Below are 11,836 nucleotides of genomic sequence, written 5' to 3'. Positions count from 1 at the left end.
GCTAAATCTTTTGAAGGTTTTAAAACAAGAATTTTAGCAAAAATAACAGCATTAACTTTGGTTCAGTATATCAATAAATTTATCTTTAATAGACCAATAAATAAAATCTAAAATCAATTAATTTAATTTCACCCAACGGGTAAATGATAAATTAGCCGACAAGGTTAGGGGAAGTCTTGTCGAAAAAAAGTACTTTTGACCCATAATTCAAATTACTCCATGTTCAAATCACTCAAAATTTACTTCAAAAAACAACAATTAAAAGGCAAATTGAAACAATCAAATACCACTTTCTCCGTGGTTTTACCTGAGGCACATAAGGGACCTTCCGTGTTTATTGTTGACGATAAATTACCCGAATACGACAAAGATTCGGGTTCGAGACGATTGAACTTAATCATTGATATATTACTGCAACAAGGCGTTCAAGTGTATTTGATGGCCGACAAAAAGGAATACAAATACGATACAAGTTATTACACCTACTACCAGAATAAAGGCGTGCAAGTTTATTTTCCAAGTATCGATGAAACGGGTAATTTAGTAACGCGCGAAGGATTTATGGAGCAAATTGTGCCCCATGTTTCTGCGGTTTGGTTGCACCGTCCATTGGTTTTTGATAAATACATTGCTTTAGTGCGTTCGTTTAATCCATCGGTTAAAGCGCTTTATGATATGGTCGATTTCCATTATTTACGCATGAAAAGGGAAGCCGAACTCAAATCTAATGATCCCAAATTATTGGCGGAAGCCGAACGATTTTTGAAAATAGAACAAGCCAATTGTGAAGCTGCCGATACCATTATTGTTATTTCTTCATTGGACAAGCAAAATCTGATGCCGTACTATGCCCAAACACAAAAAATGTTGGTCGTAGGGAATATCCATGATTTTATTACCGATACTACTGGTCAAAAGGACTTTTCTTCCCGTGAAGGGTTGTTGTTTGTGGGGAGTTTCGAACATGTGCCCAATATCGATGCCGTACAATATTTGCGCAAGCATATTATGCCGGTGGTTTGGGAAACCTTACCCGAACTAACGGTTACCGTTATTGGAAGTAATCCCAAGTCCGAAGTGCTCGCCCTCGATGAAAGTCGCTTTAAAATTGTTGGCTATGTAAACGATTTGTCTGATGCCTTTTGTACCCATCGTTTGTTTGTAGCTCCTTTGCGTTATGGTGCGGGTATCAAAGGTAAAATCGGACAGAGTCTCGAATTTGGATTGCCTTTAGTCACAACCCCTATCGGAGCTGAAGGATTTGATTTTGGAAAAGTAGCCGAAGCTATGATAGCCGATAGTCCGTCGGAGTTTGCACAAAAAATAATTGCCGCCTACACCGATACCGCTTTGTGGGAATCCCTGCGTGAGCAATCCGAAATTACCTTACAACCGTTCTCCCGTAAAGTCTTAACCGAAAATATTGTTAAGGCAGTTCGTTAAAGTTCGAACACCGTATCTACCCAATGCTCTACTGTAAATTGGTGGTAAAGTGCCTCGGGTAAAGGTTCAAATGGGATTTCCAAAAAGGCTTGAATTTGATCAATATTATCACGGGTGAGTACAAAAATATTGGCGGGATGGTAAAAGGGGTAGTCCTTAACAGATGCATTGGAAGTGATCAGTTTTCGCTGGTAGCCCATGGCTTCAAAAACCCGAAAACTCAGACCGTTCTGCTCTTCACGTATCAAATCTAAAAAGGCTTGGGCGCGGTCCATTCGCGTAGTGATGGCCTCAAAAAAAAGATTGGTTTTCGAATACACAATTCCTGCATCCAATGCAGCAGGTTCTCGTTTTCCTACCGCAATAAAATCGGTCGTAAGTTGTGCTTTTCGGCAATAGGCCGCCACTGCATTCCACAACGGAAGACGCTCGTCGATAGAGGCAATCATAAACAGCGCTACGGGGAGTTTACTGTTCGGCACTGCTTCTTTTTTGGGGAAATAAATAAAATTGCTGATGGGTTGGTAGCCAAACTTTTGCGCATCATCGCGGTCGAAGGTATAAATGCGATCAAACAAGCCTTTTTCCAAATGGTGGATAGAAAACCGATTGGTGCTGTCGTACAAATAGGCGCGGTACTGTTTGGTTTTGGTTTTGATGATTTCATGGGTTTTTCGACTGATACGATCGGGACGAATCACCAATATTTGGTCTTGTGGGCCCCATTGTTCCAATTCGCGAAGCACAAAGGCTTCCATGTGAACCCGCTTTACATTGGTGCCCAACAGCAACTTTGAGAAAAAATTCTTGACTTTTTCTCCAAACGATTTATACCGGTATTTATATTTTGAAATATCAATATGATGCGCTTCGATTCCTTTTTTATGGAGCGCTTCCATGATATTTTTATCAAAGTCAAAATAGTCAAAACTGATGATGGTGATTTTCATAGCGCGGCGCGATAAACCAGTTCCAATTCGTTATACATCGCTTCGGCAATGACTTCTTTAGTAAAATGGGTCAGCAAATGCTGGTATCCATTAGTCACTAAGCGTTGTTGCATCGCTTTATCTTGAAGCAATTGCACTGTTTTTTCGGCAAAATCAATCGGATTTTCTTTTTCACAAAGCAAACCCGTTTCTCCTTCGACCACCACTTCTGGAATTCCTCCTGCACGGGTAGCTACAATGGGCACATGACTCGCATAGGCTTCCAGCAAAACACCGCCTGTGGGTTCGAGTTTGGACGTAAATAGAAAGAGGTCAAACTCAGGGAAGAGCTCAGGGATATCTTTTCGAAACCCTAAAAACACAAAATGGCGGGTGAGTTGTTGTTCGGCAACCAGTGCTTTAATGTTTTCTTCGAGTTCGCCTTTTCCTGCCAAAACAAAGACTACGTTGGGTATTTTTTTGACAATTTCGGCCGCGGCATGCACCAAAGTGATATGGTCTTTAAAGCCTACAAAAGCAGCTATGTTTCCAATGATCACGGTATCGTCGGTCAATCCTAATTCCTTGCGCAACCATCCGGTGGGTTGGGTACGGTGAAATTCCTCCAAATCGGTGGCACTCCCCACAATGGAAAGGCGGCTTTTATCTTTGATGGCAGGGGCTAAAACATCGATGACCGCTTGCGAGACACAAACGATTTTTTTTAATCCACGGTAATTGTATTTCCATTTTCGGAAAAAATTGGTATCGACCTTTTTAATTAAGGTACGGAAAAAGACCATGGGTGTTTTCCAACCGTACAACAACGACGAAAGCACACAAAGCGTGTGGGCGGTGCTGTTGTGGATCAGTATGAGATCGATTTTTTCTTCTCGAATGATTTGATTGATTTTTTTCATCCATTTTCGGTCGTATTCCGAATGGAAGGGCAGTGTATGAACGCGATAGTTTTTTTCTTGCGCTATTTCGTGCAAACGCGTATCGGGTGTACAAAGTAACACTTGATGCATTCCTTTGGCGGCAAAGGCATCGTAATAATATACAATCTGCTGTTCGTGACCGCGCCATACGTTGGACGCTGTGATTTGTAGTAACCGCATGTTAGTCTATTTTTCGGTACATCATCCACAACTGCAAATACCGTTTGAATACAGAAAAGGAGTGGACGTAAGCCAGAATAAAGCCCTCTTTGCCATCGAGTACCCCTAAACGGAAAAAATATTGCCACAGAAAGCGGTACAGGGGACGAATAAAAAAGTGGTACACGTTGGGCCGCACTTTCTTTTGGTAGAGGTTTAAGGCTTGCAACTTGCTGTACAAATTTAGTTTATCGTTGTAGTTGTCAAAACTTTTGTAACTGTAATGATTTAAGCGGTTTTTGAGAATCCCCACTTTGCCATCGGCTTTGACTTCTTCATGCACCAAATTACCGTTGTAGGCGCCGTGATTTTTATTGAAAAGACGAATAGCTTTGTCATTTTGCCATCCTCCGAAACGAATGCGTTTGCCCATAAAATGGAAGGTTCGCTTGACAAAAAAAGCATTTTTATCTCCGGGATTTTTGACAGTAGCTTTGATTTCTTCCTCCAACTCAGGCGTAATGATTTCATCCAAATCAAAGAAAAGAATCCAATCGTGGGTGGCTTGCGCAATAGCAAAATTGCGTTGTTCGGAGAAATTGGTAAAAGGACGTGTAAGTACTTTAGCCCCCATTTGGGCCGCGAGGGTTTGTGTGTTATCGGTGCTTTCCGAATCGACAAAAATGATTTCATCGGCAAACTTCAATCGTTCGATATACCGCTCCACATTAAGCGCTTCGTTGTAAGAGATCGCCAATGCGGTGATTTTAGGTACAGCGGTATTTTCGGCCATAGATTTGCAATCAAAGCAACAAATATAGTATTTTTACTCCATTCCAATTTTTAAAATTTACGGCGGTGACACGACTTCCCGTATTGATGTATCATAATTTTTGTGCCGAAGCGGAAGCGAGTAAAGGATTGACTTTGGCGGCTTCTCGTTTTGAGCAACAGCTAATGTATTTGCGGTCAAAAGGTTACCAGTCGTTTTTCCTCTCCGAATTAGCCGCTCTTCCCCAATTGCCCCGACGCAGTGTTGTGCTCACTTTTGACGATGTTACCGTGAGTCAGTGGGAATTTGCAGTACCGTTGTTAATCAAATACGGATTCAAAGCGGTGTTTTTTGTGCCTTTTGCCTATTTGGGAACAACCGATGCGTGGAATGCGTCTTTGGGTGCTGGTGCCCATCCGATCATGACGGCTGCGCAGCTTCGTGCTTTGGACCCCAATGTGATTGAACTCGCCCATCATTCGTTTGCCCACCCGCGAATGGCTACCTTATCTTTGGAAGCGATACAACAGGATTTTGACCAAGCGCAGCAAGTAATTGTCGCCGAGCAGTTGCCTGTTTTTCCGGCCTTGGCGTATCCGTACGGGAATTATCCGCGGCAACACCCCGCGCAAACTCACTTTTTTACGCTACTCCAAAAAAATGGTATTGCGTTTGGCTTTCGTATCGGGAATAGGGTAAGTCGTTTTCCGTGGTCGCATCCCTACGTTATACCGCGCATTGATGTGAAAGGTGAAGATCATTTGCTGCGTTTTCGATGGAAGCTGCGGTGGGGACGTCTCCGTTTGTGGTAAAGCAACGGGATGTAAAAACGATATTCGAGGTCGTTACTCCATTTTTCGCTCCAAAAGCATCATTTTGACATACCGCGAAAACACGCCGTAGGCATTTACACTCGCCAAAGCCAAGCCCGGGAGTCCGTCCATAAAGCCTTTCTTCAGGATGTAGGCCGAGAAAAAACGATATAAGGGTTTGAAGAACAAATGCAGTAGCGTCACTTTTTTTCCTTTCTGGCGGGCCATATCGGCTTGGAACCACGCATACGAATTTTTTTTGCTCAAGGTATGAAACAAGCCTTTGTAGGTGTAATGAATCATAAACGCCTCCAATTGTCCGATACTTCCGTTGACGTGTAGTTTTTCATGCACTTCTCCTGTGAAGTGTACGCCGTCATTTTTCACTAAACGGGTCACGCGATCGACTTTATGGTATAAAAAGCGATTCATAAAATAGTGGGGAAAGCGCAATTTGTAGCCTTGGTGCTTCGGATTTTTTAGGGTTTCGAGAATTTCCAACTTCAATTTGGGTGTTACCCGTTCGTCGGCGTCGACAAACAAAATCCAATCGCCTTTGGCTTGGGCAATCGCGGCATTTTTTTGGGCGGAAAAATGATCGAATTTTCGTTGAATGACTTCACAACCCAATTGTTTTGCGAGTTCGGCCGTACCGTCTGTGCTGAACGAATCAATCACAATGATTTGTTGGGCAAAACGAACGGAAGCTACGGCGTCTTCTAAATACGAAACTTCATTAAAGGTGGGGATGATAACCGAAAGGGTGCGCATTCTTGAAAATTGAAAAACAAATTTAGTAAAATTAGGTTACCTTTGCATCCATGCAAAAGAATGTTACCGTTGTTTTAACAAATGGAACCGATTTACCCACCATGCAAAGGGTTTTGTGGGGCTATACCACGCAAAACTACCGTAATTTTGAGGTGGTTCTTCTTCAGGAAAACCCGGTAGCGGTACATCTCTCGGACTATTTTTTCTCCGTTTTCATTTGCTCTCCGGCAACGCTACAAGCCCATTTAGCGGAATCGCTCACCGATTATGTGGTCTTTGCCGATGCCCATGCCATCCCGCGGGAAGATTTTATTGAAGAACACGTAAAGCACAGAGAAGAAGGCTTTTATTTAACGGGTGCTCGTTTTTTTATCCAAGACGCAGTATTTGATACGTTGACCCCTGAGGGCATTGAGTCGGGCAACTATTTTAGTCCTTCTTTTTTAGCACAACATGCCACCGCCAAAGGACTCAAAGCCTTTCGTGCGATTGAACCCGGCAGTTGGGCAGCCCTTTTGGATTATTGCCTTCCGGAGTTGCCTTTTAACTTTTCGAACAGTTCCCTTTGGAAGTCGGATTGCCTTGCTTTATTGGAGTCAGGGGCTTGGGACGATCGCTATCCTGCGCATCGTTACTATCGGGAATGGCCTGGATTACAACAAAAATCAGTTAAAAATACCACTTTACTTATGGCAGCCGCACACGATAAAAAGTTGAAAATCTCGGTGATTGTGAGTACGTACAATGCCGAAGAATGGTTGGAGAAAGTCTTGATTGGCTATTCGGTGCAAACCTATTCCGATTTTGAATTGATCATAGCCGATGATGGTTCACGGCCCGAGACCAAAGCGCTTATTGATCGGTATGCCGCCAATTATCCCGTACCGGTTCGTCATTTATGGCATGAAGATTTGGGATACCGTCGCCAAGAGATTTTGAATGTGGCCATTATAGAAGCGGCCCATGAGTATATCATTATGACTGATGGCGATTGTATTCCGCGGAACGATTTTGTCGAAATCCATGCCTTGGAGGCCGAACAAGGTCGGTTTCTCTCGGGCGGGTATTGCAAACTTACGATGAAAACAAGCAAGCATATTGCCTCGGAAGATATTGTTTCGCAGCGTTGTTTTGACGTGCGTTGGTTAAAATCAATCGATCGATTGGGGTTTTCCAATACCTTAAAGTTAAGTGCTCAATCGTGGTCGGCGTGGCTTTTGGACCTTGTTTCCCCCACAACGCCTTCGTTTAACAATTGTAATTCGTCGGGTTTTCGCAGTGATATGATTGCCATTAATGGGTATGATGAGCGCATGAAATACGGCGGACCCGATCGTGAGTTTGGCGAACGTTTGGAAAACAACGGTATTAAAGGGAAGCAAATCCGTCACAAAGCCGTCGTGTTGCATTTGGATCATCCGCGGGGATACAAAACTCCCGAGTCGTTGGCGGCCAATTTGGCCATTCGCAAAGAGGTCAAACAGCAAAAAATCAAATGGACGCCTTTTGGCATTCGCAAAGAAGCTCCTACTTCCTAATTGTTTTTACCCAAGTGATGCGTTAAAAACGCTTGCAAACGGTCCCAATACAATGCCGGTTTTAGTTCGTGGTACCATGGACTGGGGTCGGCTTCCATTTTTTTACGCGCTTCATAGGTGAATTCGGTATACAACTCGGGTTTTTCTTCCCGCAGGTGAATCGAGGTGTGCTTCACTCCGTCTTCAAAACTCGCCCAATGTTCTTTGTTCACGTAGGGGGAGAACAAGGTAAAGGTGGGTTTCTGGAGGGCTTTGGCGATATGCACCGTTCCTCCTTCGTTGGCGACCAATACATCACATTGGGCCATTAATTTGATAAAATCTCGAATCGTAGGGGCATAAATGTCCAAGATAATTCGGTCTTTATGCTGGCAAAGGCTAAAGATTTTTAAGGCCTCTTCCTTTTGGTGCGGGGCATAATTGAACAGTAAATAGGCATCAAAAGTGGTCGCAATACGGTCGCAAACCTCGGCAACGTAGGCGTAGGGCATCGATTTTTGAGGCGTACTGCCCAAAACCCCGAGCATGATTACTTTTTTATCCTTGTATTTTCCGAGTAGGTCTTCTTTTTTTTCGGCGGCTGTCAAAAAGATTTTAGGCTCATAATCAATAGGGGAAAAGTCACCCGCATATTCAATGAGATGCACCCGATCTTCGATAGCTTTCCCACACAATTTATCCGATTTTTCGAGTCCCACGGTAGGGTGGGTATAAAAGTTCCAATTGCCCCATTTCTTTCGCGATTTATGTCCGATGGTCATTTTGGCCCCCGAAAATTTACAAATCAAACGGCTTTGTGTTTTGGAGTAGGGGTCAAAAATGATGTCGTATTTTTGTTGCCGCACCCAACGGATGAATTGGAGCAGGTTGCGCCCTTTTTTGAGTTCTTTTTCGCGAATGGGAATGATTTTGTCGATATTGGGATTGTGTTCCAAAACGCCCGTAGTAAAGTCGTACGCCATAAAATGCACCTCACTATCGGGGTACTTTCGTTTGAAGTTGTTGGCAATGACTGAGGCGATTAATACATCGCCAATCCGTTTGTTTTGGATGATAAGAATTTTTTGCATACCCTAAAATCTTGGTGCAAAGTACAATTTTTTAATACATTTACCCAAACTAAAAACAAACCTGTGCCCACAATTGTTCATCCCGATTATATAGACCAGCAGCAAGCGCTTGAGGCCTTGGCGGCACAGTTTCCGTATTCGGGGACATTGGTGGTGCAAGGTGCGCGTAATGCTATTAAAACCAATGTGTTGCACGGTGAAACGGTGAGTATTAAGTTTTTTAAAACACCGGGGTTTTTGAAATCGATTATTTATTCGTGGTTCCGTCAAAGTAAGGCCCAGCGCTCTTTTGACTATGCCCGCTATTTGCAACAGCACGGTATTCTGACCCCTTTTCCTATCGGATATATCGAAGAACGCAAGGCGCTGGGCTTGTTGGGCGACAGTTTTTATTTCTGCCGTCATATTGACTATGATTTTACGATACGCGAACTCATACACGACCCTTTGTTTCCCAATCGTGTAGCGATTTTGGAGCAGTTTACGGCCTTTACTTACCGTATGCATGAGGCGCGTATTCATTTTTTGGACCATTCGCCGGGGAATACCTTGATCAAGGACTTGGGCAACGGCCGGTACGAATTTTACCTGATTGATTTAAATCGAATGCAGTTTCGCACCCTTTCGATGGCGCAACGGATGGACAATTTTAAGAAAATGTGGTTGTCGAAAACGATGTTGAAAACCGTAGCGGCTACGTATGCGCGTTTGAGTGGTGTACCCGAAAGTGAACTATGGCCGGTGTTGTGGCAGACCTCGCAGGACTTTAAGCGCAAGATCAACAGAAAGAAGTGGTTGAAGCGGAAGCTGCGGTGAGCAGCCCCGAAGGGTCGGGAGCAGTGTTCAGTGTTCAGTGTTCAGTATTCAGTGTTCAGTGTTCAGTGTTCAGTGTTCAGTGTTCAGTTTTCAGTGTTCAGTTTTCAGTGTTCAGTGTTCAGTGTTCAGTGTTCAGTGTTCAGTGTTCAGTGTTCAGTGTTCAGTGTTCAGTGTTCAGTGTTCAGTGTTCAGTGTTCAGTGTTCAGTGTTCAGTTTTCAGTGTTTAGTGTTCAGTGTTCAGTTTTCAGTGTTCAGTTTTCAGTGTTCAGTGTTCAGTGTTCAGTGTTCAGTTTTCAGTGTTCAGTGTTCAGTGTTCAGTGTTCAGTGTTCAGTGTTCAGTGTTCAGTGTTCAGTTTTCAGTTTTCAGTGTTCAGTGTTCAGTGTTCAGTGTTCAGTGTTCAGTGTTCAGTGTTCAGTGTTCAGTGTTCAGTGTTCAGTGTTCAGTTTTCAGTGTTCGGTGTTCAGTTTTCAGTGTTCAGCCTCGAAGGATCGGGAGCAGTGTTTAGTCGTAAGTCTGGTCACTAATTGCTAATTGCTGAACGTTAATCACTGTTTCTCCTAAACCGCTTGCAAAGAAATTCGTCAATGTAATCCTAACGTATGGGAGTCATTGTAAAGCCTAAGGATTCATGGGGCAACGGGTTAAAGATTGGAATATTGCTATGAAGACATAGAAATAATTAATTATGGTTCAGAATATTATTTTACCCTTGCTAAGTATTATTGTTGGTTATTTTTATTCAAAATGGCTATACAAAAGAAACGGGAATAGTTTTTTTGAAGAAACGGATTGTAGCCTTCCCGGTTTTTTCTATCTAAACGAAAAAAACGATAATTTAAATCTAAATTTATCAACAGAAAAGTTTATCAGTAAACTATCTACTACTGTGAAATTATCTTCAACAATATCAAAATCCAACTATAAAAATATAGTTAACACCTCTGATTTAAGAAATAACACAAGCAACAACATATCAAATGAACTAGCAATAAAAACAGCTTTTGACACGAAAATAAATTTTGAAAATCAATCAAACTACATATATTCATCTAACCAATCAGAAAACATTGGAACAATAAACAATAAGATGTTCACAAATGCACTAAAAATAAAATATAAACATTCATCTTCTATTTTTTCCGTTATTACTGGGGATTACTTTATACCAAATACTAACAACCCCAATAATGATTATCTATTCCTAGACTTTAGCATTATTTATAAACCAAAAGACAAAAAATATGAATTTAATTTAATTGGTAAAAACCTATTAAACAATAGTATTTTTTCTCAAATTCAAACCTCTGATTTTTCTAGGAACACGCTCCAAAACAACCTTATTTCAAGATATATTTTTGTTAATTTCACTTACAATCTATAAATATATTTATAGATTTATTTCTTTATTAACAAATTTAAAATTAAAATTATGGCTTCAACATCGGAAGTAGGTCACGCAAAAAACATTGCCAACCTAAATTTACTAAACACCAACATTATTGAAATTGGGGCAATCTAAACCCAAGCAATACAAAATTAAAATTAACCAATCTACAATCCATTTACACCAATGCTTTTAATCAACAAGAAAGTGTAAACAATTTAGTTGCTCCATATTCCATTGCTGTCGATGAAAGAGAAATAATATTTAAACCTCTAAATCGTGAACTAACATAACTTCGCAAAGCATATAAAGCAACCGAAGGTGTTACACAAGTTCAATTAGAAGATTTTATGACAATCGTTCGTAAACTAAAAGGAGTTAGAAAAACTTCAATTGCAACTTCAACAAACCCAGACGAAGCGCAAGCCAATTACTCAACATCACAAATGAGTTACGATCAACGTACAAATAATATGGATTTATTGATTGCTTTATTGCAAAATACGCCAAACTTCAACCCAAACGAAATAGAATATCAGATAGCAACCTATCAATCCAAAAAAGCACAAATGCTAGTAAAAACTCAAGCAGTAGCTGATACTTTCATCCCTCTAAATAACGCAAGAAGTTTAAGAAACAGTACATTATATTCATCTGATGATAACCTTGTAGATACTGCAAACAAAGCCAAAGATTATTTATTCACAATTCTTGATGCAAGTTCTGCACAATACAAAGCAATCGCAAAAATAAAATTCAAAAAACGCTAATCGAAACAAACAATATCCAAATCGAACAAAGCCTTGGCGCAATCGAAAAAGGCTTTGGCTCGAATAAAAAAGACACTGGTGCAATCGAAATAAGGATTGGCCAAAAGCAACAAGGCAATGTCCAAATCGTAAAAGGCTTTGGCCCCGCTAACGCGCGAATCCTTTCGCGTGGTTCATAAAATAATCGCTAACCGATTGACCGCTTCTTCGCCAAGCAACAAAACGTCAGGTTGTGAATTAAATCCAATTTCATTCCATTTTCACCCAATAGTAGGTTCATAAGCTAGCTTTAAGTAGTCATTCCTTAAAAAGCCACTATTTTAAATTTCGATTAAAATAGTGGTTTTATTTTTAGTGAAAAAGTTGAACAATAATTGTAACCAAAAAATAATTAGTTCTTTAATTTGGTTAAATCGGAGCTTTAGATTGT

General features: G+C 41.3%; 11 protein-coding genes and 1 pseudogene. 7 read left to right on the top strand and 5 right to left on the bottom strand.

Annotated features, from left to right (window positions below; all coding sequences use genetic code 11):
- Together O9316_RS10450 and O9316_RS10445 are read left to right on the top strand one after the other, a co-directional pair.
- A pseudogene (locus tag O9316_RS10450) lies at positions 1-111 on the top strand (IS982 family transposase); the annotation flags it as partial.
- Between the two features lie 108 nt (positions 112-219).
- Positions 220-1,443 (top strand): glycosyltransferase family 4 protein, encoded by a 1,224-nt coding sequence (locus O9316_RS10445; protein ID WP_298204475.1) that lies wholly within the window; start codon positions 220-222, stop codon positions 1,441-1,443.
- On the opposite strand, the gene O9316_RS10440 is transcribed toward O9316_RS10445, so the two are convergent.
- The 3 genes from O9316_RS10440 to O9316_RS10430 are packed head-to-tail and all read right to left on the bottom strand — an operon-like array spanning position 1,440 to position 4,265.
- Positions 1,440-2,393, bottom strand: coding sequence for a hypothetical protein (locus tag O9316_RS10440; RefSeq protein WP_298204474.1), 954 nt, complete (start codon positions 2,391-2,393; stop codon positions 1,440-1,442). The two genes, O9316_RS10445 and O9316_RS10440, sit on opposite strands and share 4 nt — an antisense overlap.
- Positions 2,390-3,493 (bottom strand): glycosyltransferase family 4 protein, encoded by a 1,104-nt coding sequence (locus O9316_RS10435; protein ID WP_298204473.1) that lies wholly within the window; start codon positions 3,491-3,493, stop codon positions 2,390-2,392. Before O9316_RS10435 ends, O9316_RS10440 begins: the two co-directional genes overlap by 4 nt.
- A 1-nt stretch (position 3,494) precedes the next feature.
- Complete coding sequence (locus tag O9316_RS10430) at positions 3,495-4,265, bottom strand: glycosyltransferase family 2 protein (RefSeq protein ID WP_298204472.1); 771 nt, start codon at positions 4,263-4,265, stop codon at positions 3,495-3,497.
- 65 nt (positions 4,266-4,330) lie between these two features.
- Here O9316_RS10430 and O9316_RS10425 point away from each other — a divergent pair, with 65 nt between their 5' ends.
- Entirely contained in the window at positions 4,331-5,056 is a 726-nt protein-coding gene (locus O9316_RS10425; RefSeq protein WP_298204471.1) for a polysaccharide deacetylase family protein, read from the top strand.
- Between the two features lie 33 nt (positions 5,057-5,089).
- On the opposite strand, the gene O9316_RS10420 is transcribed toward O9316_RS10425, so the two are convergent.
- Positions 5,090-5,827 carry a glycosyltransferase family 2 protein gene (locus O9316_RS10420; protein ID WP_298204469.1) on the bottom strand — a complete coding sequence of 246 codons (738 nt, stop codon included), beginning with the start codon at positions 5,825-5,827 and terminating at the stop codon, positions 5,090-5,092.
- 50 nt (positions 5,828-5,877) lie between these two features.
- Here O9316_RS10420 and O9316_RS13085 point away from each other — a divergent pair, with 50 nt between their 5' ends.
- Positions 5,878-7,365, top strand: a complete 1,488-nt coding sequence (locus O9316_RS13085) for a glycosyltransferase (protein WP_366941541.1) — start codon at positions 5,878-5,880, stop codon at positions 7,363-7,365.
- Here O9316_RS13085 and O9316_RS10410 read toward each other — a convergent pair.
- Positions 7,362-8,435 (bottom strand): glycosyltransferase family 9 protein, encoded by a 1,074-nt coding sequence (locus tag O9316_RS10410; RefSeq protein ID WP_298204468.1) that lies wholly within the window; start codon positions 8,433-8,435, stop codon positions 7,362-7,364. The two genes, O9316_RS13085 and O9316_RS10410, sit on opposite strands and share 4 nt — an antisense overlap.
- Positions 8,436-8,498: 63 nt before the next feature.
- Here O9316_RS10410 and O9316_RS10405 point away from each other — a divergent pair, with 63 nt between their 5' ends.
- The 3 genes from O9316_RS10405 (at position 8,499) to O9316_RS10395 (ending at position 11,406) form a co-directional block, all read left to right on the top strand.
- On the top strand, positions 8,499-9,251 hold the full coding sequence (locus O9316_RS10405; RefSeq protein ID WP_298204467.1) for a lipopolysaccharide kinase InaA family protein: 753 nt from the start codon (positions 8,499-8,501) through the stop codon (positions 9,249-9,251).
- A 686-nt stretch (positions 9,252-9,937) separates the two neighbouring features.
- Positions 9,938-10,633, top strand: coding sequence for a hypothetical protein (locus O9316_RS10400; protein ID WP_298204466.1), 696 nt, complete (start codon positions 9,938-9,940; stop codon positions 10,631-10,633).
- 353 nt (positions 10,634-10,986) lie between these two features.
- Entirely contained in the window at positions 10,987-11,406 is a 420-nt protein-coding gene (locus tag O9316_RS10395) for a hypothetical protein (RefSeq protein WP_298204465.1), read from the top strand.
- Positions 11,407-11,836 lie beyond the last annotated feature (430 nt).

It is taken from the genome of Flavobacterium sp., assembly GCF_027533505.1.
In the GTDB taxonomy this organism is placed as follows: Bacteria; Bacteroidota; Bacteroidia; order Flavobacteriales; family Flavobacteriaceae; genus Flavobacterium.
Note: the sequence above shows the minus strand (reverse complement) of the source record. Positions and strands in the feature narration are given on the sequence as shown.